The following is a 25,373-nucleotide window of genomic DNA, read 5'->3' on the forward strand; positions in this document are numbered from 1 at the left end:
TTTGAAAACAAAGATAGTAAAAATTGGAACAGATAATACTATTTTTTTCAATTATCTGTTCCGAAAATTACGGTTTTCGATTTTTGTATATAGATAAAGTGCTGGTGAAGTATTATATTTCATTGTTGAAAAAGGATAATTTATCTGATAAAAATACTTGTAATAGTTTGTTTTTGTAAAATTAATTTTACATATTTGATTCGCTATGTAAATCTGTTTGTTATGATACAAGAAATAAGTAATTTTATGGATACTCTTCCTCCATCATTAAAGGAGAAAGGAATTAAGCCTAAGGAAGGAATCCATGCGTTGTTGCGATTGTTAAAAAGTGATGATGGTGATATCTACATGGATTCAAGTTCTGTTGAAAAGGTTTGTTACACGAAGAGAGCGACAGAATTTGATCATCCTTTTTTGCAGCGTTGTGCTTATTATGCACAATATGCCTGGTGTGTGAATACAAATAAATGTTTTGATCTGCCAGCTAAAGGAATTCATTCTTGTTCTCCTTATTGTATCGGTTTTAAGAAAGAGTCGTTGGAAGGGGGTGGGAAGTATGCGAGTGACAAGGAAAAGATATATGATCGAATTAATTCTTATTTTGAGAATGCTTACTTATTTGTAGATGAACAAGAGAAAGAACGGTTAAAAGTCTTTCAAAACTTTATCAATTCCAAAGAAAAGTTGAATGCTTTGATTTCGTTGTTTGCAGAAGAATTTGCATTGTTGGGAGAGAAGGAATATATCGTTTTATATTTGGACGAGGATATTGAGAAGTATAGATCGATGAATGAAAAGTATTTGACGGATAAATTATTTAATACTAATGATTATAATAAAAAGTATGGTGAACAAATTTTTGGAACCAGTGACTTCTTGAATGGATTCCCGAGTAAGAAACCATTTTTGGTTCACCAATCTGCGACATTCGATATCGCGGGGAGAATCTCCGGCAAAGTTGCTCGTAATTTGTATGAATTCCAAGATATATTGAAACGGAATATTTTACCTCGTCCATTACCGATATTTGTTTATCAGGAAGAATTAGAAAGGGAGTTTGCTGTTGTAAGTGAGAATGTCGATGCCGGGAAAAAGATTGGATACAAGGAGGTTATTGAGAAAATGAATGAAAAATACCAAGAGGATATTGGAAATTATTATTTGTTATTTTTTCAGGGTGGAGAGGTAAAAGACTTTGATTTTGTATCTAAGTTTTCCTATCGCTTGCGGGGAGAGCAAAACGATTATTGGGAGATTAAAGATTATTTCGGCTTGAAACGGGAGCAAAGAATTTATAATGTTTTCGAGTTGGAATTGAAGGTGCTGAAACCAATATTCAATAACTCTTTGATCGTTCAGACAAAAAATGGAGATGTTTTGTATAAATATTTTGACGAGATAGATTCGAAATATTGTAAACCAAATATTTATATCCTTTTAATGAAGTATCGTAAAGCTTTTTATAATTATATCTATAAATCGAATAGAGCTGCTGTTACCAAGAGAATGTTTGATGATATTCTTTTGACAAGTGTGTTAGAAGGCATTCGATCGGATGAAATGGAGAATGGACGGCATACGGAAGGATTCAATATTCTAGAGAAAATGAATATATGGTTTAGTCTATCTGATCAATTTGATATTAATCGTAAAAATAATATAGAAACTATGGGAAATAGAATTCAACGACACAAAGCCTTTATAGCAAACTTAATAGAAGAAAAAGTATCTATTGAACTGGATGACGAATTTGCTTTTGCATTGGGACAGGTTATTTATTATCTGTTTTCAAAGAGTGAAACAAATGACAGAGGTTATCGACGCTTGGAACCTTTTATGCAACAGAATAATGTATTAGCTTTACAACAAGCTACGGCAAAACTTTTTGATAAGCATAAACATGAAGTCTACTCTAAAGGGTTCAAGTGTGTATTTTCTGAAGTTATGGATTATGAATCCACGGTAGATATGAGGCAATATATACCGGTGATGTTATCAGGTTTTTTTGCCAATAATATGTTGTTTGGAGAAAAGAAATCGGAAGAGAAAACAGAAGAGTAATAAAGTCTAATTTAACTCATAAGATATTATGGATAATTCATTTAAAAACAGAGTTTTTGGTTGTGCAGTTATTAAATCAGTTAATTCAAATTATAATGCGGATTTTATGCATCAACCTCGTACCTTACCTGACGGAACGGTGTACGCGACTGACAAAGTATTGAAATATTCGATTCGGAATTATTTCAAGAAACAATATCCTTACGAAAAGGTGTTTTATTTTAAAAGTTTGAATGAAGATATGCAACCTCGGGATTTAGACCAGACGTATGTTGATAATTTCGGGGAATATCCTAAAGTGGGTAAGAAAGAAGAAGTGAAAGCACGAAAGATCATTTTGGAAAATCTTTTGGGATGTATTGATGTAAGGTTGTTTGGTGGGACTTTTGCAAGTAAAATTGCTAATCTTTCATTGCATGGTTGTGTACAATTTTCGCATGGAGTAAATCGTTTTGCCGAAAATATTATTTACTCGGAACAAATATCTTCTCCTTTTAGGAATTCAAACGAGGATAAAGAAAATTCGATGCAAACTACTTTAGGTACTCAGTTTAAATTGAAAGAAGGGCATTACGTGCATCATATATCAGTTAATCCGGGGAATCTTGAAGGACTTGCAACTTTGGTAGGAAATGAAGGAGTAACACTAGAAGATATTGAAAAATTGAAAGAAGGATTGAGGAATGGTGTGACTTTTTATGATTCGGCTGCAAAAATAGGAACGGAGAACGAGTTGTTGTTGTGGGTCGAGTTGAAAGAAGGGTCGAAACTCGTTTTGCCTTCTTTTGTCGAGTTAGTAGAAGTAAATGAGGCTCGGGAAATTGATTTGAAGGGTATTTGTGCTTTGTTGGGTAAAGAGAACGTGAAAAAGGAGATTAGTAAGATCGAGGTTTATTATAACCAAGGTATCACGAAAGTTATAAATATGCCGGAGGGTGCTGTTGAAAAAGAATTGAATTGAGCATGAGTGAGAAATGTTTGGTATCTTTTGATTTGAGGGCTGATTTCGGTTTTTTCAAGAAACCGGATTATAATGATGGGTTATTGTTGTCGTACAATATGCTACATAAACCAGCATTATTGGGTATTCTTGGTGCGATAATCGGTTTGCAGGGGTATGACTCGAAAGGCGTGTTGCCGGAATACTATCAGCGATTGAATTCGTTGCCGGTAGGAATTGCACCTTTGAAAGGGTATCACAACAGGGGAAATTTCGAGAAAACGGTCGTGAAGTATACTAATACTGTCGGGTATGCAAATAAGGATGGAAATTTGTTGATAGAAGAGAGTATGTTGATACGTCCGGCTTACCGTTGTTACCTGTTGTTAGACCCGGGAATAGAAGATCACGTGAGGTTGTACGAATATTTGAAAAACGGACAAGCTGAATATATTCCTTACCTGGGAAAGAATGAGTATCCGGTTTGGTTTGGGGATACTTTTCAAGAGTATGATTATGAAAGTTTCGTGGCAACCCGGAATTTTAAGATTGATTCCTTGTTTATAAAAGAGAGAATTATAAAAAACGAAAAAGTAGAGGAGAGTTATTCCTGGGATATAGAGGCTATGTTGAATGCAAGTTCTTTTACTTATTTTGAAAGGTTACCCGTGGGATTTGATATAGAGTTAATGCAATATGAAATGGCAGAATTTGCTTATTCGGATTGGATATTGAAGGCGGGGGCTAGTATATCGAATTTGTATTTGTTGAAAAATGGAGAGGAAGAATTAGTCGTACAATTGTTCTAACGATGGAAAGTTATAGGGATATATCTGACGAGTTATGGAAAAAAATAGTATTGCTGGAGAATGACCAGCAATACTTTGGACATATTCATGATAAGTTTTCCCCGGAACGATTGCTGGAACACATGGAAAAAGTGTGTCGGACGGCTTGTATCTTGATCGAGCAACACTCGTTGGATAGTGTTATAGATAGGTTATTGTCGGATGTGTTTAAAAAAGTTGAACAGTCGGAAATAAAAGGACGATTGGTTGATTTCGGGAAAAGATTGTTCGTGGCTTCTTGTTTGTGTCATGACTTTGGAAAAGTAAACGAGAATTTTCAAGTTGACCGAATGTTGAACACGAAATGGTTCGAGCATAAAAAAAATTCGCTAGAGCCTCCCTTTGGGCATTCGTTTCTGGGAACTTATCTGTTTGTTAGTTTATTTGTGAACGAAATAGCTAAAGAGGGTAAGTCTTTGCCGGATCGGGTGAAAAATTGGATGGTAGCCTTGACTTTTTTCTTTGGTTATGTGATTTATAGGCACCACGCTGCCGATTGGAAAAAATTGACAAGTGAAAAATATCTGAATGAGTTTTTGGGGAAGTATGATGAGTTGCGAGAATATCTGAAGTCCTGGCAAATTGATGTAAATCCCAAAATACTGGAATCAATTTTCAAGTATATCGTTAATATATCGGAGCAGTTTGAGCGGGAGTGTTCGATAGGTTTTCCCTTGTATGCTTTGCTGAAATTGAATTCTTCTCTATTAACGGCATCGGATTATCTGGCCACACACGAGTATATGACCGGGGATCCCGTGCATGATATGGGGGTGTTTAATGATAGGGCGAGAGTGGAGGAGATTATTAAATATTTTCGTGATTTTGAGCATAATAAAACTGTTTATTCTCAACTGGGAAATTTTGAGCCAACTTGTCCTCAACAAAAATCTAAAGAGAACTTGAACCATTTGCGTAAGGAAATGGCGATAGAGATTATTCGTACGATGAGGGCAAATATTGATAGAAGATTATTTTACATAGAAGCTCCAACAGGAGGTGGCAAAACGAATATGTCTATGATCGCCGTGACGGAATTGCTCGCGAGGTATGGAGATATTAACAAAGTCTTTTACGTGTTTCCTTTTACAACATTAATCACGCAAACGTATAGTTCTTTAAAGAAGTCGATGGGATTGACTGCCATGGAATTAGCAGAATTGCACTCGAAAGCTGCTTTGCATGATAAGATGGAGGGGAAGGAGGATGGGTTGTATGGTGATAAGAAAAAAGACTATATAGATCATTTGTTTGCACTTTATCCCGTGACGGTTTTATCCCACGTGAAGTTTTTCGATATTTTGAAAACGAACCAAAAGGAAAGTAATTATCTTCTACACCGTTTGTCCAATTCTATCGTGGTGATTGACGAGTTGCAGTCGTATAATCCCAAGATTTGGGATAAGATGTTATATTTTATATCACAATACGCCTATTATTTTAATATCCGTTTCGTGATTATGTCTGCGACATTACCCAAGATTGGATTATTGTCGAGTGTGCCTCTGCCTGAGAAAGTTGAATTCGTGGATTTGTTACCTCATGCACGAGATTACTTGACAAACCCGAATTTTGCTCAACGAGTTAATTTTAGGTTTGATTATTTTGAACAGGAGGTGGAAATTCCTTTCCTCATGGATAAGGTGATCGAAAAATCTGTTGAATACGCTCGAATAAAGTCAAAAACGAAGTCTGTACATACTATCATAGAATTTATATTTAAAAAATCAGCTTCTGATTTTTACCGTCTGTTGAGTCGGATGGAACATCCGTTTGACGAAGTTTTCGTGTTGTCGGGGACGATTTTGGAATCCAGAAGAAAAGAAATTATCAATATATTGAAGAGCAAGGAGAGTCGAGAGAAGAATATATTGTTGATAACTACTCAAGTGGTGGAAGCGGGAGTGGATATTGATATGGATTTGGGTTTCAAGAACATTTCATTGATTGATAGCGATGAACAATTGGCTGGACGGGTTGACCGAAATGCCAGCAAAGAGGGGTGTGAGGTGTATTTATTCCGGTTGGATGAGGCGAAAGTGTTGTATGCCGGGGATAAGCGATACGAGGTGACAAGGAATTCAATTTCGATGGATGATTATAAGGCAATATTAAGGGAGAAGGATTTTGGGAAATTGTATTCGCTTGTTCTGCACAATATTGATGAATGGAATTCTACAAGTTTTGTCGAAAATTTCCAGACAACTTTTCTTCGGGATGGTATATCCTGTCTGGATTATGAAGAGGTGGATAAACGGTTTAAGATTATAAACCAGCAGAATGTATCTATTTATGTTCCCATGAGAATACCTGTAAAGATTGTTTCGACAGAAGCAGGAAAGGAAGAAAATATCTTTTCTATAAATGAATTAGAATTTTTGACACTCTTTGATGTACATGTGGTTGATGGAATGATTAATGGAGCTGACGTGTGGAGAATTTATGAACAGTTGGTATTGTCAAGGAGTGAGAATTTTGATTTGGAGAAATTGGTACATTTCAAAATGTTGCAAAGTATTATGTCCAAGTTCTCTTTTTCTCTTTTATATATGTCGAAGGATTACAAGCAGCTTTTATGTGGGGTTGGTGAAGAAAAGTACGGGTATTTTTATTTTTCCCATTGGGATAATAAAGGAATGAATGGTGTGTTGTATGGATACGAGTTCGGTTTAAATAGTGATGCATTTGAAGATATAGGAATTATTTAAGATGATGGTTACCGGGACATTGATAAATTTGTATCACGTGTGCAAGCGGGAATTGTGGTTGCATGCGAATGGCGTTAGGATGGAACATACTTCGGATGTTGTTACGGAAGGGAAGTTGGTCCATGAGGTGTCGTATCCCCAGCGAACGGCTAAGTACGAGGAAGTGAGAATTGGTGGCTCCGTTATTGATTATTACGATTCTAAGGCTAAGGTTATTCATGAGATTAAGAAATCGGCGTCAAAGGAAGAGGCTTATGTCTGGCAAGTGAAGTTTTATATTTACTTGTTTGAAAGGGAAGGTATTGAGGGTGTTGTAGGAATATTGGAATATCCTCTTTTGAGGGAAACTCAGCAAGTTGTATTGGAGGATGCTGATCGGAAAATTTTGGATCGTATGATAATGGAGATTGAAGCTATTGTTGAGGATGAAGCTTGTCCGGAAGGGTTGTCTAAAAGGAAATGCGGACAATGTTCGTATTTTGAATTTTGTTATTCAGGGGAGAGTGAAGAAGAGTAAAGGTGAAATTGGATAAGTGTTCTTTGACATGTTGATTAATGATTGATTTTCAATGATATGATTTATCAGGAAAAAGATAATCTTTTTCCTGATAAATTGGATTACGTGGGGTTGAGTGTATATAAGGATACAAATTTTAAAATGATTATATTATGAAAAGAACATATTATTTATTTAATCCTGGTCGAATGAGCCGATCGGATAATACCTTGAAATTTACTCCCGTGGATGAAAACGGAGAGGAAGGTCAGCCACGATATATTCCGATAGAAACCGTGGATAATTTTTTTATATATGGAAGTTTGGATGCCAATAGTGCTCTGTATAATTTTTTAGGAAAGAATCGGGTGGCAGTACATTTTTTTGATTATTATGAGCATTACACGGGTTCTTTTATGCCTAGAGATTATTTGTTATCAGGACGGATGCAGATAGCCCAAATGAAACATTATATTCGGAAAGAAAAACGGATGGAGATTGCTAGAAGTTTTATTCAGGGGGCTGCATTTAATATGTTGAAAAATTTGAAATACTATAATAACAGGGGAAAAGATACTACAATTCAGATTGAGCGTGTTGAGTCATATATTCCTCTGATTGCCACTGCGGATGAAATTCCGGTGCTTATGGGTATCGAGGGAAATATTCGCCAGGTGTATTATGAAGCGTTTGATGTTATTATTGATGGTTTTACAATGGGTAATCGAACGAAGATGCCGCCTTCAAATGAAGTGAATGCCATGATTTCATTCGCAAACGCCATGTGTTATTCAGTTTGTTTAGATGCAATATATCACACGCAATTAAATCCGACTATTAGTTTTTTGCATGAACCGGGAGAGAGGAGGTACTCGTTAGCTTTAGATGTAGCGGAGATATTTAAACCGATTTTAGCTGATCGATTGATATTTTCGATGTTTAATCGGAAACAGGTGCAAGCTTCTGATTTTGACCAAAAATTGAATGGATGTTTATTGAAACCTAATGCAATGAAAAAAGTTGTTCAAGAATGGGAAGGACGAACAAAAGAAACAATCAAACATCGGGTTCTAGGAAGGAACGTGAGTTATAGGCATTTGATTAAATTGGAATGTTATAAGTTGACAAAGCATTTGTTAGGGATTGAAGAATATAAACCTTTAAAAATGTGGTGGTAATGTATGTGATTTTAGTGTATGATGTGGATCAGAAAAGAACATCCAAGATGTTGAAATTATGTAGGCGTTATTTGTCCTGGATACAAAATAGTGTATTTGAAGGGGAAGTTTCGGAAGTACAATTGAAACAATTAACTTTAGAAGCAAAAGAAATTATGGAGGACAAGGATAGTTTGATCGTTTTTAAAAGTCGTGATGAAAGATGGTTGCAGAAGGAAATTATTGGGGATGAACGTTCAAGTGTATCTAATTTTTTGTAAAAGATAGATGGGGGAAGGATTGTTGCGTGTATTTATTTATATTTGTAGTGTTTATTTGAGTTCTTTTGTTTGATGATAATTAAGAATGATGACGTCGACCTCATTTATGAATTGTAGTTTGCGATGATTTATATTTGTAATTAAGGAGAGTATTATCTGGTATTTGTTGAATATTAGATGTTTATATAAAGTCGTCAACATCCCGGGAAAATCTTATTATTAGGGGTCGACGCAAATTTTACTTGAAAAATAGAGATTGATAAGATGTTAATTTGTTGATTCTTTGTTGGTAACGTTGTTTTTTATAACGGATATTAATTGTACCAAGGTGGTATTGAAACTTAAACATGCAGGACAGACTCCACATGGGATATAAAATATTAATTGTACCAAGGTGGTATTGAAACGTATCTTTCTGTTTGGTTGAATAATGCGTTGGAGAATATTAATTGTACCAAGGTGGTATTTAATTGTACCAAGGTGGTATTGAAACGTATCTTTCTGTTTGGTTGAATAATGCGTTGGAGAATATTAATTGTACCAAGGTGGTATTGAAACGAAGGAGTCTGAAGATATCGAGATTTTACAGTCCGATATTAATTGTACCAAGGTGGTATTGAAACTAGCTTTTGTCTTTAATTGTTAATAACTCATTTTCTATATTAATTGTACCAAGGTGGTATTGAAACAGTTTGTTTCGCTCGCTTCGCTCGATATTAATTGTACCAAGGTGGTATTGAAACACTTCTTTACACCATTTATCGACCAAAGCTTTAAAATATTAATTGTACCAAGGTGGTATTGAAACAATGCAATCCTGTCCCCTCCCGATGGTAGATTGCTTATATTAATTGTACCAAGGTGGTATTGAAACTGTCTTTGAAGGAGATGTGTAGACATCTCCTTTTTCATATTAATTGTACCAAGGTGGTATTGAAACAAAAGTGAGCCAGGAGAAGTAGGTAAAACAGAAGAAATATTAATTGTACCAAGGTGGTATTGAAACTTTTCCACTCCATTAGACCTGATTCGTCTTATTAAATATTAATTGTACCAAGGTGGTATTGAAACTCAATATCGGGAATGTTATAAGGGATAAGATTCAGTATATTAATTGTACCAAGGTGGTATTGAAACGAGAGAGAACCCGTTAGAGTATCAAGAATTGCCCGAATATTAATTGTACCAAGGTGGTATTGAAACAACGGGAGTGCTGAAAAATCCTTTGCATTCGTGCCAATATTAATTGTACCAAGGTGGTATTGAAACATACTTGGTCCGTGTGGATGGCATGGGGTTCCATTATATTAATTGTACCAAGGTGGTATTGAAACTTACCTACGCGATTGTGTAACGGGTAAGTTGTTGGAATATTAATTGTACCAAGGTGGTATTGAAACACATTAACACCAAAAACACGATTTAAAAGAGCCGGAATATTAATTGTACCAAGGTGGTATTGAAACTTTTCGAGGTCATGTACTGTGTCGCTTGTAACTTAATATTAATTGTACCAAGGTGGTATTGAAACCAACTCGACCGCCATCGGTAGCTAACCACAATTCCATATTAATTGTACCAAGGTGGTATTGAAACATAGTAACAATTAAAAAATTAAAGCCATGATGAACGATATTAATTGTACCAAGGTGGTATTGAAACTTATGGTCTTGAAGCTGATCTTTCTCAAGCTACTTCATATTAATTGTACCAAGGTGGTATTGAAACTTTGGTAGGCTTATGGTTGCAATTCCGGAATAAAATATTAATTGTACCAAGGTGGTATTGAAACAAGTTCTTGAGTGCGATTATATTCTTGAAAAATAACAATATTAATTGTACCAAGGTGGTATTGAAACGCTTCACCTTGTTCTTCTTGATGGCCTTGCTGATGATATTAATTGTACCAAGGTGGTATTGAAACTTAAATCAGCTTGCTGCTGAGAATCAAGGTATCTAATATTAATTGTACCAAGGTGGTATTGAAACATTAATAACCGAATTACGCCGGGAATATCTGATGAAATATTAATTGTACCAAGGTGGTATTGAAACAATTCTGCGTCTCCCGTGTCAAGCCACCATTCCCAATATTAATTGTACCAAGGTGGTATTGAAACAGTTTGTTTCGCTCGCTTCGCTCGATATTAATTGTACCAAGGTGGTATTGAAACACGTTTTCCTAATCCCGTTGTCAGACATGTTATCTCCTATTAATTGTACCAAGGTGGTATTGAAATAAAGGAATCTCTATTTCTCCCTCGGGGGATATAGGGCTATTAATTGAACCAAGAAGGTATTGAAACTTTAGTAGTTCAGCCCGTATGAATACAGCTTCTTTCTATTAATTGAACCAAGGTGGAATGAAAGCTTAAATGTTTAAATCTTATTCTTTAGAGGTAATCAAGGATTCCTTGTTAAACTTAGGTATGTCATCATTTTTTATGGAAAATTATGGTGTTTATCAATTTTATAGATATATTTGTAAAATAGTGATGATGTATTAAGGTATGTTTTTTTATTTCTAAAATTAGTATGAACAAAGAGGATTATTTGTCTCAGATGAAGACTCTTGAGGATATTATTATAGACGCTCGGGAGCAACAAAGTGTTTTGAGACGGCAGTATATTGATGCCAACAAAAGATTTGACGTGAATGAAAGAATCCGGATTATTACGCCTGGATTCAGGAGGGTTACCCCGGATGAGCATGGAAGAACTCGGATTCCCGAGGAGGTGAGGTATGCTTACGTGGAAGGATACACGATCGATGCGCAGGGGAAGATCACGTATTTATTGTCAAAGGAAACGACGTCTCATCGGAAAGCCGTGGCAAAGACTTTTTACACGGAATTTGACATTCTTGAAAAGATAGACCCGGAAGATCTTCCGATATTGTAAAAAGGTCGGGTGTTCAAGGATGTTATAAAAAGAGCGATAAGTACTGGACTTATCGCTTGGGGTATTATGTGCGGTTAGTGACCACGGCGTTGACGTTTCTTTTCCATCGAGATACTGATGATGAACGGTATGGAGAAGAATACCACGGTTCCGACGACGACTAACCCGGTGTACATTGCCGGACTGCCGACGGGGAGTTGGGACGGCGGGAAGAAGGTGACAGCGAAGGAGAATAGCACGGCAAGGAATCCTATGCCCGCTATCAGCCACATACCCATGTTGCCTCCCGGTACCCGATAGCTTCGGGGAAGATCGGGTTGGGTGTACCTCAGTTTAATTCCGGAGGCGTACATCATCATGTACATGAGTAAGTACAAGCCTATCGTGAGGGCGCTTAACAGGAAGAATGCCACGCTGACGTCGTCCATGACCATGTAGAGGGACGATAATACCGTGACGATGCAACCTTGTATGATGAGGATGTTGATCTGAATACCGTTTTTATTTGTTTTCTTCAGAAAGTCGGGGAGTTGCCCGTCGTTTGCCGTCCAAAGCAGACCACGACTGGGACCGGAAATCCATGACATGACTCCAGCCAGCGCCCCGAAAGCGACGAGAAGTCCCATTATGTTGGTAACCCAACCGATGTGATAGTGGTCGAATAGTTGTTGGAAAGTAACAAATAACCCCGATTGTAAGTTTATTTGGTCGTAAGGTGTGACGATAGACACAGCTAGAGCCCCGAGGGTAAATATCCCGAAGGATATAAGTGCGGCGAGGAACATTGCCTTGGGGAATTGTTTTTGGGGGTTCTGTAATTCTTGGGCGTGTACGGCATGTACTTCAACCCCGGCAAAAAGGAGTAATATCCCAGCTAGAAAGGCGATGTCACTCATTCCCGTGATATGGGGAAACAGGCGGGGGTGCACGTGTTGTGCTGCGTCGATTTTGACAACTTCCGAAACGGATGCGGGCACGTGTTCCAGGGCGATCGGATTGTCACCAACGATCCAGATGATTGCCATGATAATAATGACAATACCGGGTAACACGGTTCCGAGAAGGAATCCCTGGCTGGTGATCTTCGACACGGTGGAAGTTCCCTTGAGGGTTACCCACGTGGCGAACCAGTACATGACGATAGAAAATAACCCGACGAACATTCCGTTTTGTGCCAAATCCGGTTTGCCTATCATGTAAGCGATGGAGGCGGCAGCGAAACCGAGTACGGTGGGATACCAGACGACGTTCTGTATCCATTGCAGGAAGATGGCGGCGAAGCCCATGCGTTGGTTGAATGCTTCCTTCACCCACGTGTAGACTCCTCCTCCTTTTGCCGCAAAGGCACTACCTAGTTCCGCACCGACAAGGGCGGCGGGAATGAGAAACAGGAATGTCGCGAAGAAGATATAAAAGAACATGGTGAGTTCCTCTTGTGCCATCATGGGGAGTCCCCGCAAGCTAATGACAGCGGCTGCCGTCATCAATGCGAGTTGAGTTGTCGTGATGTGTTTAGTTGGTTTAGTCATAACGAAATAATTTTAAATAAGATGTAGTAATTTCCTCTTTTTTGTTTGTAACAAATCGTATCGATCTGTTATAACGTAAAAAGGGGAATATTTGTTAGGTAAATTTCTAATATTTTGGTTACCAGTACTAAATGCTCGGATGTAGTTCCTCGGGTAAAGTATTGCCACCCATGATGAGGAGGAGAAACAGGGAAGGGGGAAATTCTTCACGTAGTATTTTCAATCCGGTGGTGACGTGTGTCTTGACGGTATTGACGGAAATGTTGAGTTCATCCGCTATTTCTTTATACTTTTTACATTCAATGAAACATAGTTTCATGACTTGCGAGCAACGTTCGGGAAGCTGGTCTATCCGCTCCATGATAAGGCGAAGCAATTCTTCCCGGTTGTCAGGAGAAGGTAAAGTGTACGTGGGTTCTTCGACGAGTTCCTGTTGCACGTGGGTATCTTCTACTTTCCGGTGTGCCAAGTAGTTGATAGCCCGGTTGCGGGTGAGGCTGAAAAGATAGGGTAGAATGGGACGGGAGAAGTCTATTCTTTCCCGGTTGTTCCATATGCTGAGGAATACATCGTGAGCGATGTCCTTGGAAGTATCCAGATCGTTCACGAAAGTCATGGCATGGGTACAGAGTGCAGTGAAGTGCTGTTTGAAGATGCTTTCAAACTCGTTGCACGTTAATTCTTTGTTTTTCCCGTGTTCCATAATCCAACTTTGATTGTTGCAAAGGTAGGAAATTTTATTAATTTTGGCACTCAAAGTTCGATATATGGAATGGTTAAATAGTTTATTTGTAGAACACTCTGTCATTCAGGCGGTCATTGTGGTATCGCTGGTTTCGGCAGTAGGGTTGGCTTTGGGGAAAATCAGTATATGGGGAGTGTCGTTGGGAGTGACCTTCGTGTTCTTTGCCGGTATAATGGCAGGTCATTTCGGTCTTACTATTGACCCCCAGATGTTGAATTATGCCGAGAGTTTTGGGTTGATTATTTTCGTGTACGCCCTCGGGTTGCAGGTGGGACCCGGTTTCTTTTCCTCGTTAGGGAAGGGCGGGTTGAAGTTGAATATACTGGCGATGGTCGTGGTGTTTCTCGGGGTGGTGATGACCTTGGGATTTCATTGGACTACGGGGGTGTCGTTGCCCGATATGATGGGTATTCTTAGTGGAGCAGTGACGAACACCCCGGCGTTGGGTGCGGCGCAGCAGACGTTGAAGCAAATGGGCGATCCGACAATTTCTGCTGCCGATCTGGCATTGGGATGTGCCGTGGCTTACCCGTTAGGAGTGGTCGGGGTGATTTTGGCGGTGATTTTCGTGCGTAAGCTTTTTGCCTCGAGGATATTCTTCAAGAAGACAGGTGAGGATAAGCGCAAGAAGACAATCGTGGTGGGAATAAACGTGAGCAATCCCGGCGTGACGGGTAAGACCATCAAGGAGATTGCCCGCTTGTCGTCGAAGAAGTTTGTGATTTCTCGTTTGTGGCGGGATGGAAAGGTGGTTATTCCCGCTTCAGACACGGTGGTACAGGTGGACGACCGTTTGTTGGTAATTACCACGGAAGGGGATGTCGATGCGTTGTCGATGATGATCGGGGAGAGGGATAGTACGGATTGGAACCAAGAAGATATTGACTGGAATAAGGTGGATAATCAGCTCGTGTCACACCGTATTGTGATTACCCGCCCCGATATTAACGGGAAGCGTTTGGGGGCGTTGCGTTTGAGAAACGAGTTCGGCATTAACGTGACCCGTATCTATCGTGCGGGTATCGTGCTTTTGCCGACGCCGGATCTGGTGTTGCAGTTGGGCGACCGTCTGAACGTGGTTGGAGAGGAAGCCGCTATAGCCCGAGTAGGAGAAGCGGTCGGCGATGCAGTGAAAGACCTTGACGAGCCGAATCTCGTGGCGGTATTTATCGGTATGGTGTTGGGCTTATTGTTGGGTTCGATACCTTTGGTTATTCCCGGGATTAGTTTCCCGGTGAAGCTTGGATTGGCGGGTGGTCCTATTGTAATGGGTATTCTTGTTGGAGCCTTTGGTCCCCGGATACATATGATTACTTATACCACGATCAGCGCTAACTTGATGTTGCGGGCTCTCGGGCTCTCGATGTACTTGGCGTGCCTTGGTTTGGATGCTGGGACGCATTTTTTCGAGACGGTTTTTCGTCCGGAGGGTGCGTTGTGGGTGGCGCTCGGTTTCGCGATCACGGTGGTACCCGTGGTAATCGTGGCTGCAGTTGCTATCAAGTGGATGAAAATAGATTTCGGCTCGGTAGCGGGTATGTTGTGCGGGAGTATGTCCAATCCCATGGCTTTGAATTATGTCAACACTACCGTGGATAACGATTCGCCTTCCGTGGCGTATGCAACGGTCTACCCGTTGACGATGTTCGTCCGGGTAATTTTGGCGCAGGTGATTTTGATGTTGTTTCTATAAATTTGTCTGATCGTAAAAATCACTTTTTCCCCATTCGATGGAACATCCCGTGATTGGTTGGGAGCCTTTGCCCGTGATGTCCAGTAGGTCATCTTTTATCTTGTAGTAGGTGAAGCCTGCCCCGATAAGCAATGTCTTGTAGACGTCATTCATGTCGGTATCTTGCGGCACGAGTTTTCCTTGTTTTATGCGTATTGGTGTCAGTTTTTGTCCTTTCACCCCGATTTTGACATTTGAACCTATAAACAAGATGTGCCAGCCGTCCACGACGGGCAGGTCTTTTGCCGGGTAGAACACGTGCTGACCGTTCTCGCTGGAAAAGGTGATCTTTGTCGGGTGGATTTCCCGGTTCTTCCCGAATATTTTGCTGGCGAGTGTCCCTTGTTTCGACATTTCGTCTATGGTGTATTTGAATTCATCGATAAGGTCGGGCATAAGCAGGTATAATTCCTTTTGCGGGTCTTCTTCCCATTCGTCGAGCTTCATTTCCAGTATTAAAGCGAGAGCCATGAGTGCCTCCGGAGCGACGTGCAGTGTTATATCTTTTCTTTCCATCATTGTGTGTTTTATATTTAACCTTCTTGAACAATTGAGTTCACAGCCGGGAAGTAAGTTACGCGAATATTTTATAAAAACCAACGAATTGTATTGTTTTGTTGCATGGAAATTTTAGAAACACGATTTTGTCCTCGTTAGTGGTTGGCGGACACGGGAAACGGAAAAGTTTTTATTGTAATCCCGTGATAATGTCAAAAAAAAAGTTATCATTGGTATAGTATTTGGTGGTATAACAAGTTATGAACTTGTTGTTTGAAACATTGACGTGTATTTATTCGTAAACATATAAATTTGAAGAAGTAGGAATGTCAAATAGAAGTGACCGTATAATGAAGACCTTTAAAACAAGTAGACATGGAAAAGAAATTTCGATTTAGGACAAATTTGAAATGCAATGGTTGCGTATCAAAAGTCACCCCGTTTTTGAACAGCACGAGGGATGTTAAGGATTGGTCTGTTGATTTACAACATCCCGACAAGGTGTTGACCGTGACGTTACAGACGGGCGATACGCGTTCCGTGCGTAAGGCGTTCGAGGGAGCGGGGTTTAAAATTGAAGAAATACATTAGAGAGCATGTTAATTATTTTATCACCGGCAAAAACCATGGATATGTCCATGGTGGAGAAAGAAATACCGGGTACTACGCCCGAGTACGCCACGGAGGCGGAATACCTCGCGGAGCGGATGCGTCGTTTCTCGGCGTCTGATTTAGAGAAAATGTTGAAGATAAGCGATAAGCTGGCACGTGAGAATTACGAACGTTACCAGCGGTTCGGCAGCTTGTCCAACCCGCGTAAACAAGCGTTGCTGGCGTATAACGGGAGCGTCTTCAAGGCTATTGATCCCGCTTCGTTTTCTGTCGATGATTTTAAATATGCCCAGGAGCACCTTCGTGTAATATCGACCCTTTATGGGTTGGTACGACCGTTAGACCTCATACAAGCGTATCGTATTGCTTTTGCCGTGAAATTGAACGGGGTAGACGGGGGTGACCTTTATGATTATTGGGTTCCTAAGTTGACAGCTCCATTATTGGATTCCGTCCACTCTGCCGGGGGTATTTTGGTAAATCTTGCCAGCCTCGATATACAAGGAGCCTTGCAAATGAAGGTTATTCGGGAAAAAGTACGGGTTATCACGCCGGAATTTCAAGAATGGCGTGACGGCAAGTACGAAACGATCCGTACCTATGCCAAGGTGGCACGGGGGATTATGACCCGTTATATCCTGCTTAACCGGGTGGAGGATCCCGAGGAGTTGAAGTCTTTCCGGTGGGATGGTTTCACGTTCAATCCGGAGCTTTCCGACGAGGAGCATTATTTCTTTACACGGGTGAAGAAATAACGTTTTTTTCTTTCTCTTTTCTGAAACAAAACCGTTCTTTTTGTGGTATATCTTACATGTTATAAATCTAATAAACCATGAAAGAACGTAAAATAGAACCGGGAACTCCCGTGAATGATAATAAGTATTCTATCGTGGTAGACCGGAAAGGACCTTATCTTGTCTATGGTCGTCCACCGATGAAACAACAGTTTATCGTGCAAAACGAGGAAGGAGCCTCGTGGTCGTATCGTGATGGTATTGAGTTTGAAATAGAGGAGGATCCCGTGGCTCTCTGTCGTTGCGGCGCTTCGGCAAACGCCCCGTTCTGCGATGGCAGTCACTTGAAGACGAACTGGAATCCCTCGTTGACAGCTGACAATATACCATTGCTTGACAATGCCGATGTGTTTGACGGTCCCGAGCTGGAATTGACTGATAACGAGAAATATTGTGCTTTCGCCCGTTTCTGTGACGCTTATGGTAAGGTGTGGAATCTTGTCGAGGAGTCCGACGACCAGGAAGCACGGGAACTTACCGTACGGGAAGCGAATTATTGCCCTGCCGGGAGATTGAAGGCATGGGACAAGGAGAAGGGCGAGTTTATCGAGAACAAGTTGACTCCCTCGCTCGTTCTGCTGGAAGACCCGCAGGAACGTTGCAGCGGACCTTTGTTCGTTCGGGGAGCTATTCCTATTGATGATACGGAGGGCGTGAAATACGAGCTTCGCAACCGGGTCTCTCTTTGCCGTTGTGGTGCTTCTTCCAATAAACCTTTCTGCGACGGTACTCATGCCAGTATCCGCTTCCGGGACGGTCTGCCGGGACCACACGGGGAGATCAAGCGGTAAGAGGGGCATTGACCGGGACAGGTGTATTATATCGGATAACGCGGTGTTTTTGTCCGCGTAGAAGGGGTATTGCCTTTATTGGAGTATTGTTCCAAGAGTGGGAAATGTTTTTCAGAGAAATTAAAGAGAGTGTGAATTATTGAAGTTTTCCGTTCTAAATTCTAAATTCTTTTATTAGTTTTGTCAGAAATTAATAAAGAAGTTATGGAAGGATTTCATATTTTCCTGATCGTGATGACTGCGATCGCGGTTGTGGTGTTTGTGGCTCTTTATCACGTGAAAGCAGGGTACGGTATGTTCTTTGACGCGAAGTGGGGGCGCCCACTTGATAATCGGCTGGGATGGGTGCTCATGGAGAGTCCGGTTTTTATTGCGATGTTGCTTTACTGGTATTTTTCGGACCGCCGTTTCGATGCTGTGCCGTTGGTGTTTTTTCTTTTTTTTCAGATACATTATTTCCAGCGTTCGTTTGTTTTTCCTTTCCTGTTGAAGGGCAAGGGGAGGATGCCGCTGGGAATCGTGCTCATGGGTATCACATTTAACGTGTTGAATGCTTGTATGCAGGGTGGATGGATATTTTATTTCTCTCCCGCGGATTTGTACACCCCGGAATGGTTTGCCACACCGCAATTCATTGTCGGTACTGTCGTCTTCTTTGGGGGGATGTTGATTAATTTGCAATCCGATCATATTATCCGCCATTTGCGGCGTCCCGGGGATACTGCCCATTACCTGCCGCGCGGGGGCATGTTTCGTTACGTGACTTCGGCAAATTATTTTGGCGAGATCGTGGAATGGACGGGATTTGCTATACTTACTTGGTCGCTTTCCGGCACGGTATTTGCCGTTTGGACATTTGCCAACCTCGTGCCGCGGGCGAATACGATCTATCATCGTTATCTCGATGAGTTTGGTGATGAGGTACGTGTGTTGCGTTTGAAACGGGTGATACCGTTTATTTATTAGTTTTAAATTTTGACTTAAAGATTGAATATGAGTAGTTTGTTTACACCTTATAATATTGGTCCCTTGACTTTACGCAACCGGACAATCCGGGCGGCAGCGTTCGAGGGAATGTGCCCGGGAAATGCACCGTCGGATATGTTACACGATTATCACGTGTCGGTTGCCCGCGGGGGAATCGGGATGACCACTTTGGCGTATGCGGCAGTGACGAGAAGCGGGTTATCGTTTCCCCACCAGTTGTGGTTACGCCGGGAGATTGTACCCGGATTGCGCCGTATCACCGACGATATTCATGCCGAGGGAGCCGCTGCCTCTATTCAGATAGGGCATTGTGGCAATATGTCCCATCGTTCTATATGTGGTTGTACACCTATTTCTGCTTCCAGCGGGTTCAATATTTATTCGCCTACTTTGGTTAGGGGAATGAAGCGAGATGAGATTGTCGAGGTAGCACGGGAGTACGGGAATGCCGTGCGTCTTGCCCGGGAGGCGGGATTCGATGCCGTGGAGGTACATGCCGGACACGGGTATCTAATCAGCCAGTTCCTTTCGCCCTACACGAATCATCGTCATGACGAGTACGGTGGTTCGTTACAGAACCGGATGCGGTTCGCGCGTATCGTGATGGATGAGGTGATGACTGCCGCGGGTGACGATATGGCGGTGCTCGTGAAGGTGAATACTCGTGACGGTTTTCGGGGCGGAATGGAGGTGCCGGAATGTATAGAGGTTGCAAAGGCATTGGAAAAAGCGGGAGCCCATGCGCTTATTCTTAGTGGCGGGTTTGTTAGCCGGGCTCCGATGTACGTGATGAGGGGAGCGATGCCTATTCGTTCGATGACACATTACATGAATCAGGCGTGGCTACGTTGGGGGGTACGTTTGGCGGGACGTTTTATGATTCAGACGGTTCCTTTCAAGGAAGCTTATTTTTACGATGATGCGGTGAAGTTCCGGGAAGCGTTGCGTTTGCCGCTTGTCTTTGTCGGCGGTTTGATTGCCCGGGAAACGATAGACCGGGTGTTGGATGCCGGATTCGAGTTTGTTTCCATGGCGCGCGCCTTGTTGAACGAACCGGATTTTGTGAATCGGATGGCACGTGAGGAGAATGCCCGCAATGCTTGCGAGCACGTTAATTATTGTATCGCTAGGATGTATTCCCGCGAGATGGCGTGTCATCGGCACGTGAAGGATTTGCCGAAGGCGGTGGCGAGGGAAATAGAGAAGGCTAAAAGATAAAAACTAAAAGTTTAAAGAGTCATATGAAAGAAAACGTTTGTAACCGGCAACCAGTAACTTGCCAAAAGCAAACCCTCACGGCTGTCGTGACCGGGGCTAGTTCCGGGATAGGGAGGGAGTACGCCCGGCAATTGTGCGAGCGGGGGTACGACGTGGTGATGGTGAGTAACGAGGAGGTACCGCTCCGGCAGGCGGCGGAAGAGTTCGCGGTGGCGTATGGCGTGCAGACTTATCCGGTTTGCATGGATCTTGCCGTGCCGGATGCGGCGAAGCGTTTGCACGAGTTTTGTCGTGAGCGGGGAATGGTGGTAGACGTGCTGGTGAATAATGCGGGAGTGTTCCGCTTTGATCAGGTGGTGGATGTCCCTGCCGACCGTGTAGAATTGATGTTGACGCTTCACGTGACAACGCCGACATTGCTCTGTCGCTATTTCGGAGAGGATATGAAGTACAAGGGGAGGGGGTATATTCTTAATATGTCTTCCATTTCTGCTTGGTTCCCGTATCCTTTTATTTCTCTGTATGCTTCCACGAAGGCCTTTCTTAAAAGTTTCTCGCGGGCATTCCGTTTGGAGATGCTCGATCACGGGGTGAGTGTTACGGCGGTGTGTCCCGGTGCGGTGGCAACAGATTTGTACGATCTCCCGAAACACTTGCAACGGTTAGCTTTGAATCTTGGGGTAATGATGACTCCCCGTGCTTTGGCTCGTCGCGGGCTGCGGGCAATGTTCCACCGGAGGGCGAGGGTGATTCCCGGTGTATTTAATTATTTTATGCTGGGAATATTGGTACTTTTGCCTTTCGGTGTGATTCGGTGGATGATGCATAAAGTTATAAGAATGATTAAAGGAGCATGAAAAAAGGTTGGGTAGTAGTCACTGGAGCCAACGGTGGAATGGGACGGGCGATCGCATTAGCGGTGGCTCGTGCGGGAATGCCCGTGGTGATGGCTTGTCGCGATACCGTGAAATCACTTCCCGTGCGGGACGAGATTGCCCGCGTGAGTGGTAACAGGCGGGTGGAATTGCTTCGCTTGGACTTGGCGTCGTTTGCTTCGATTCAGGCGTTCGCTGGGGAGATGGCGAGGAAGAATATAGCCGTATTGGTGAATAACGCCGGGGTTATGCCGGGCGAGTTTTCCTTGACGGAGGATGGTTTGGAGTCTGCTGTCGGGGTGAATTACGTGGGAACATGGTTGCTTACCAATTCGTTGCTTCCTTTCATGGGTTATGATACAGAGTCGCGTATTATCAATACTACTTCTATCACCACTTTCATGGGGCACGTGGGGACTCATTTCTTAGTTCCGGATCCGGAGCGTTTTCATCGTTTTCGGGTGTATCCTGATTCTAAACTTGCCGTTCTTATGTTTACAACTGAGTTGGCTAGGCGTTTGCATGGGCGCACGATCACTGTAAATGCCGTTGATCCTGGCGTGGTGAACACGGGAATGCTTACCATGGGACGCTGGTTCGACCCGTTGACCGATTTATTGTTTCGTCCGTTTGTGAAGTCGCCTGCCCGCGGAGCCTCTTCCGCTATCATGCTCGCCACGACTGATCGTTACGCTCACGTGACGGGTGGTCTTTTCCGGCGAGGACATCCCGTGAAGCTACCTGCTGAAACCCGAGATGTTGCCGCTTGTCGGGCATTGTGGGAGGAAACACTCCATTTTGTGCAGGAAAAGTTGTGTCGCCCGTGGGGAGAAACGGATTGATTTTAGTTTTGCATGTTGTAAAAATAACTTGTAACTTGCGGACTTGAAACTAGGAACAATTGAAGTATGAAATTAAAAGAAAGGTATGACGGAGTGTTGGCGTGGTTTCGGGAAAAGATGCCTGTTGCCGATACGGAGTTACATTATAGTGACCCTTTTCAATTACTGGTGGCTGTAATTCTTTCAGCCCAGTGTACGGATAAACGGGTGAATATGGTTACCCCGGCTTTGTTCGAGCGTTTCCCGACTGCTGAAGCTATGGCGGAGGCGACGGTGGAGGAGATTTTTGAGTTGATACGTTCGATTTCCTACCCGAATAATAAATCAAAACATTTATCGGCGATGGCTAAAAAACTGATGAACGAGTTCGGGGGAGAGGTTCCGTCGGATTTCGAGTTATTGCAGACCTTGCCGGGTGTGGGAAGAAAGACCGCGAACGTGATGGAGGCGGTGGCTTTCGGACGTCCGGCGATGCCCGTGGATACGCACGTGTTCCGGGTAGCAGACCGTATTGGTTTGGTGACAGGGGCAAAAACTCCTTTGGAAACAGAGAAACAGCTTGTGGCAAATATTCCCTCGGAATGGTTATCGAGGGCACATCATTGGTTGATATTGCACGGTCGGTACGTGTGCGTGGCTCGCAAACCGAAATGCGAGGAATGTGGAATTGCGGCATGGTGCAGGTACAACGATAAACTAATTAAAAAGGGCTGTTCGTGAGAACAGCCCTTTTCCACTATTTACTACTAACCCTAAAATTGGAACTACTTCGTGAGTCCACTTTCTTTATAACCCATTTTTATTACTTAGTCACATCCAATAGATGCAGGAAAAGTCAAAAGGTTGCGTAAGGAGGAGAAAAAAAACGGTATATTTGCGTTTTAATTAAAAAAAAGCAGTATGGCTTGTTGTAATAATAGACGAAAACCGGAATGGTTGAAGATTAAGCTACCCATGGGACAGTTGTCCACGGAGGTAGCGAATATAGTGCGGGGATATAACTTGCACACGATATGTACCAGTGGTATGTGTCCGAATCAGGGAGAATGCTGGGGAGCCGGCACGGCAACGTTCATGATCGCGGGTAACGTGTGTACCCGGGCGTGTAAATTTTGTAATGTGACGACGGGACGTCCCGCCCCGTTAGACCCGTTGGAACCGGAACACATAGCAAATTCGGTAAAGTTGCTAGGGTTGAAGCATGCGGTAATCACCTCGGTAGATCGTGACGATCTGGACGATCTGGGCGCCGCCCATTGGGTACGGGTGATCGAGGCTGTGAAGCGGGAGAACCCGAGTACGACGATGGAGGTATTGATACCTGATTTTCAAGGACGGCGTGAGCTGGTGCAACAGGTGATCGATGCACGTCCGGAAGTCATATCACATAACCTGGAAACGGTGCGGCGGTTATCCGATAGCGTGCGGAGCCGGGCAAAGTATGATATTTCGCTGGAAGTAATCCGGCAGGTGAGCGAATCGGAGGTTATTTCAAAGTCGGGCATCATGCTCGGGTTGGGAGAAACTCGGGAAGATATATTGCAGACCATGGATGATTTGCGTGCCGTAGGATGTAAGGTGATGACCATCGGGCAATACTTGCAACCGACATCCGAGAATCTCGAGGTGAAAGAGTACGTGACCCCGGAAACCTTCGAGGAATACGGGCGTATCGGGTTAGAGAAGGGGTTCCGCCACGTGGAGAGCGGTCCGCTTGTGCGGTCGAGTTATCATGCGGAGAAACACGTGAGGTAGGTTCGCCGTGCGGTGAAGTTGCAAGTTCGCAGGTTACAAGTTGTTGATATTATGAAAAAAACGAAGTTTTTTGATTTGGGTACGGCGAGTTATATGCCCGTGTGGAAGCGACAGGAAGAGTTGCACGAGCGAGTGATTGCCGAGAAATTGAAAGGAGAGGAAACCGAGAATTATTTGTTGTTCGTGGAACATAATCACGTGTACACGCTGGGGAAAAGTGGTAATGAAGCGAATATGCTGATTAACGCTATACAATTGCAGGCTGCACACGCCGAGTTCGTGAAAGTGAACCGGGGTGGGGACATCACCTATCACGGACCGGGACAGTTAGTCGTGTACCCAATCGTGGACATGGCGAACTTTGGCGTGGGGGTGAAAGACTACGTGGAGTGTTTGGAAGAAATTGTGATTCGTACCATAGGGGAGTACGGTATCCGGGGAGAACGGTTGGCGGGAGCCACGGGAGTATGGATAGACACGGGTACGCCTCGGGCACGGAAAATATGTGCTATTGGTATCAAGTGCTCGCGCTACGTGACCATGCACGGTTTTGCGTTGAACGTGAACACGGATTTGAATTACTTTAATTATATCAATCCGTGTGGTTTCGTGGACAAAGGAGTGACGTCTATCGCTAAAGAATTGGGACATGAGGTGCTGATGGAGGAAGTGAAAGAAGTGGTGAAGCGGTATTTTGCGGAGGTGCTCGGGATGGAGCTGGAAAAATGAATGCGTAAGTGGCTCGTTTGTAGTTCGTAACTTATCGAAGATGAATTTTTATTTGTAGTTTGTCGATTATTTCTTTATATTCGTATTACGAAATAGTTTTTGCACTAGAAGATTGTACTGGAATGGAAAAAAATATAGAAGTTGAAGTTTGCACGTTTTCACTGGAGTCATGCTTGAATGCCCAAGCGGCAGGGGCAAACCGGGTGGAGTTGTGTGCGGCGATGTATGACGGGGGAACCACGCCGTCTGCCGGGTTGATTCGTATGGTTCGGGAGTTGGTGTCGATAGAGCTTTACGTGATGATCCGACCGAGAGGGGGGGACTTTCTATATTCCGATCAAGAGTTTGAACTGATGAAAGAGGAAATCCGGCACGTGAAAGAGAGTGGAGCGAACGGGATCGTGTTGGGAATCTTGAATGCAGATGGTACTGTAGACGTGAAACGTACTCGGGAATTGGTGGAGTTGGCTGCACCATTGAAGGTGACTTTTCACCGGGCGATAGATATGACCCGGGATCTGGGCGAAGCTTTGGAGGATGTGATTCGGGCAGGATGCTTCCGGATACTGACTTCGGGCGGACGCAACACGGTGTCGGAAGGTTTGGAGGAGATCAAGACTCTGGTTGAGCGAGCCGCCGGGAGGATTCGGATAATGGCAGGAAGCGGAGTAAGTGCGGCGAATACACCTATGTTATTGGATGCCGGGGTAGATGCTGTACATTTGAGTGGAAAGAGTAGCCGGGATAGCCGGATGGAATATCGTAACCCGGACGTGTTCATGGGTGGAGTTCCGGGATTGCCGGAATACGAACAGTATTATAGCGACGTGGAAAAGATTGAGGCAGTGGTGAAGAAAATCAAAAATATATAAGG

General features: G+C 42.8%; 23 protein-coding genes and 1 CRISPR repeat array. Of the genes, 20 read left to right on the forward strand and 3 right to left on the reverse strand.

The window, feature by feature from the left end:
- Positions 1 to 222: 222 nt before the first annotated feature.
- The 8 genes from BN8899_RS15420 to BN8899_RS15455 all read left to right on the forward strand — a co-directional run bounded on the left by BN8899_RS15420 (position 223) and on the right by BN8899_RS15455 (position 11,392).
- Entirely contained in the window at positions 223 to 2,061 is a 1,839-nt protein-coding gene (locus BN8899_RS15420; protein ID WP_065220067.1) for a hypothetical protein, read from the forward strand.
- 28 nt (positions 2,062 to 2,089) lie between these two features.
- A complete protein-coding gene (locus tag BN8899_RS15425; protein ID WP_065220068.1) occupies positions 2,090 to 3,022 on the forward strand; it encodes a type I CRISPR-associated protein Cas7 in 933 nt (310 codons plus the stop codon).
- Between the two features lie 2 nt (positions 3,023 to 3,024).
- A complete protein-coding gene (gene cas5b / locus BN8899_RS15430) occupies positions 3,025 to 3,810 on the forward strand; it encodes a type I-B CRISPR-associated protein Cas5b (RefSeq protein ID WP_065220069.1) in 786 nt (261 codons plus the stop codon).
- A gap of 2 nt (positions 3,811 to 3,812) precedes the next feature.
- Entirely contained in the window at positions 3,813 to 6,557 is a 2,745-nt protein-coding gene (locus tag BN8899_RS15435) for a CRISPR-associated helicase/endonuclease Cas3 (RefSeq protein WP_065220070.1), read from the forward strand.
- Position 6,558: 1 nt separating this feature from the next.
- The gene (cas4, locus tag BN8899_RS15440; RefSeq protein WP_065220071.1) at positions 6,559 to 7,074 is read left to right on the forward strand and encodes a CRISPR-associated protein Cas4; all 516 of its coding nucleotides are present in this window, start codon (positions 6,559 to 6,561) and stop codon (positions 7,072 to 7,074) included.
- 152 nt (positions 7,075 to 7,226) lie between these two features.
- Positions 7,227 to 8,231 (forward strand): type I-B CRISPR-associated endonuclease Cas1b, encoded by a 1,005-nt coding sequence (gene cas1b / locus BN8899_RS15445; RefSeq protein WP_065220072.1) that lies wholly within the window; start codon positions 7,227 to 7,229, stop codon positions 8,229 to 8,231.
- Positions 8,231 to 8,491, forward strand: a complete 261-nt coding sequence (gene cas2 / locus BN8899_RS15450) for a CRISPR-associated endonuclease Cas2 (RefSeq protein WP_065220073.1) — start codon at positions 8,231 to 8,233, stop codon at positions 8,489 to 8,491. Before cas1b ends, cas2 begins: the two co-directional genes overlap by 1 nt.
- Positions 8,492 to 8,802: 311 nt before the next feature.
- A CRISPR array of direct repeats spans positions 8,803 to 10,862; the repeat unit is 30 nt; unit sequence ATATTAATTGTACCAAGGTGGTATTGAAAC.
- 164 nt (positions 10,863 to 11,026) lie between these two features.
- On the forward strand, positions 11,027 to 11,392 hold the full coding sequence (locus tag BN8899_RS15455) for a hypothetical protein (protein WP_018336663.1): 366 nt from the start codon (positions 11,027 to 11,029) through the stop codon (positions 11,390 to 11,392).
- Positions 11,393 to 11,466: 74 nt separating this feature from the next.
- Here the strand turns inward: BN8899_RS15455 and BN8899_RS15460 are convergent, their stop codons facing one another.
- Both BN8899_RS15460 and BN8899_RS15465 read right to left on the reverse strand, forming a co-directional pair.
- Complete coding sequence (locus BN8899_RS15460; protein WP_065220074.1) at positions 11,467 to 12,921, reverse strand: amino acid permease; 1,455 nt, start codon at positions 12,919 to 12,921, stop codon at positions 11,467 to 11,469.
- 127 nt (positions 12,922 to 13,048) lie between these two features.
- The gene (locus BN8899_RS15465) at positions 13,049 to 13,624 is read right to left on the reverse strand and encodes an RNA polymerase sigma-70 factor (RefSeq protein WP_065220075.1); all 576 of its coding nucleotides are present in this window, start codon (positions 13,622 to 13,624) and stop codon (positions 13,049 to 13,051) included.
- 64 nt (positions 13,625 to 13,688) lie between these two features.
- Between BN8899_RS15465 and BN8899_RS15470 the strand changes: the two genes are divergently transcribed.
- The gene (locus BN8899_RS15470) at positions 13,689 to 15,359 is read left to right on the forward strand and encodes a putative transporter (RefSeq protein ID WP_065220076.1); all 1,671 of its coding nucleotides are present in this window, start codon (positions 13,689 to 13,691) and stop codon (positions 15,357 to 15,359) included.
- Here BN8899_RS15470 and BN8899_RS15475 read toward each other — a convergent pair.
- Positions 15,354 to 15,917, reverse strand: a complete 564-nt coding sequence (locus BN8899_RS15475; RefSeq protein WP_222860559.1) for a hypothetical protein — start codon at positions 15,915 to 15,917, stop codon at positions 15,354 to 15,356. The two genes, BN8899_RS15470 and BN8899_RS15475, sit on opposite strands and share 6 nt — an antisense overlap.
- Before the next feature lie 354 nt (positions 15,918 to 16,271).
- Here BN8899_RS15475 and BN8899_RS15480 point away from each other — a divergent pair, with 354 nt between their 5' ends.
- The 11 genes from BN8899_RS15480 (at position 16,272) to BN8899_RS15530 (ending at position 25,371) form a co-directional block, all read left to right on the forward strand.
- Entirely contained in the window at positions 16,272 to 16,487 is a 216-nt protein-coding gene (locus BN8899_RS15480) for a heavy-metal-associated domain-containing protein (protein ID WP_065220077.1), read from the forward strand.
- A gap of 5 nt (positions 16,488 to 16,492) precedes the next feature.
- Positions 16,493 to 17,263 (forward strand): YaaA family protein, encoded by a 771-nt coding sequence (locus tag BN8899_RS15485; RefSeq protein WP_065220078.1) that lies wholly within the window; start codon positions 16,493 to 16,495, stop codon positions 17,261 to 17,263.
- 77 nt (positions 17,264 to 17,340) lie between these two features.
- A complete protein-coding gene (locus BN8899_RS15490) occupies positions 17,341 to 18,093 on the forward strand; it encodes a CDGSH iron-sulfur domain-containing protein (protein WP_065220079.1) in 753 nt (250 codons plus the stop codon).
- 204 nt (positions 18,094 to 18,297) lie between these two features.
- Positions 18,298 to 19,059 (forward strand): DUF1295 domain-containing protein, encoded by a 762-nt coding sequence (locus BN8899_RS15495; RefSeq protein ID WP_018336655.1) that lies wholly within the window; start codon positions 18,298 to 18,300, stop codon positions 19,057 to 19,059.
- 27 nt (positions 19,060 to 19,086) lie between these two features.
- On the forward strand, positions 19,087 to 20,298 hold the full coding sequence (locus BN8899_RS15500; RefSeq protein ID WP_065220080.1) for an NADH:flavin oxidoreductase: 1,212 nt from the start codon (positions 19,087 to 19,089) through the stop codon (positions 20,296 to 20,298).
- Positions 20,299 to 20,321: 23 nt separating this feature from the next.
- Positions 20,322 to 21,155, forward strand: coding sequence for an SDR family NAD(P)-dependent oxidoreductase (locus BN8899_RS15505; RefSeq protein ID WP_065220081.1), 834 nt, complete (start codon positions 20,322 to 20,324; stop codon positions 21,153 to 21,155).
- Positions 21,152 to 22,015 (forward strand): SDR family oxidoreductase, encoded by an 864-nt coding sequence (locus BN8899_RS15510; protein WP_065220082.1) that lies wholly within the window; start codon positions 21,152 to 21,154, stop codon positions 22,013 to 22,015. The genes BN8899_RS15505 and BN8899_RS15510 overlap by 4 nt, the downstream gene beginning before the upstream one ends.
- 66 nt (positions 22,016 to 22,081) lie before the next feature.
- Positions 22,082 to 22,735, forward strand: coding sequence for an endonuclease III (gene nth, locus BN8899_RS15515; RefSeq protein ID WP_018336651.1), 654 nt, complete (start codon positions 22,082 to 22,084; stop codon positions 22,733 to 22,735).
- A gap of 180 nt (positions 22,736 to 22,915) precedes the next feature.
- Complete coding sequence (gene lipA / locus BN8899_RS15520) at positions 22,916 to 23,770, forward strand: lipoyl synthase (protein WP_026207287.1); 855 nt, start codon at positions 22,916 to 22,918, stop codon at positions 23,768 to 23,770.
- A gap of 51 nt (positions 23,771 to 23,821) precedes the next feature.
- The gene (gene lipB, locus BN8899_RS15525; RefSeq protein WP_065220083.1) at positions 23,822 to 24,499 is read left to right on the forward strand and encodes a lipoyl(octanoyl) transferase LipB; all 678 of its coding nucleotides are present in this window, start codon (positions 23,822 to 23,824) and stop codon (positions 24,497 to 24,499) included.
- A 122-nt stretch (positions 24,500 to 24,621) separates the two neighbouring features.
- Complete coding sequence (locus tag BN8899_RS15530; protein WP_065220084.1) at positions 24,622 to 25,371, forward strand: copper homeostasis protein CutC; 750 nt, start codon at positions 24,622 to 24,624, stop codon at positions 25,369 to 25,371.
- Positions 25,372 to 25,373: the final 2 nt, after the last annotated feature.

The sequence above is a fragment of the Butyricimonas sp. Marseille-P2440 genome (assembly GCF_900091675.1).
GTDB classification, from domain to species: domain Bacteria; phylum Bacteroidota; class Bacteroidia; order Bacteroidales; family Marinifilaceae; genus Butyricimonas; species Butyricimonas synergistica.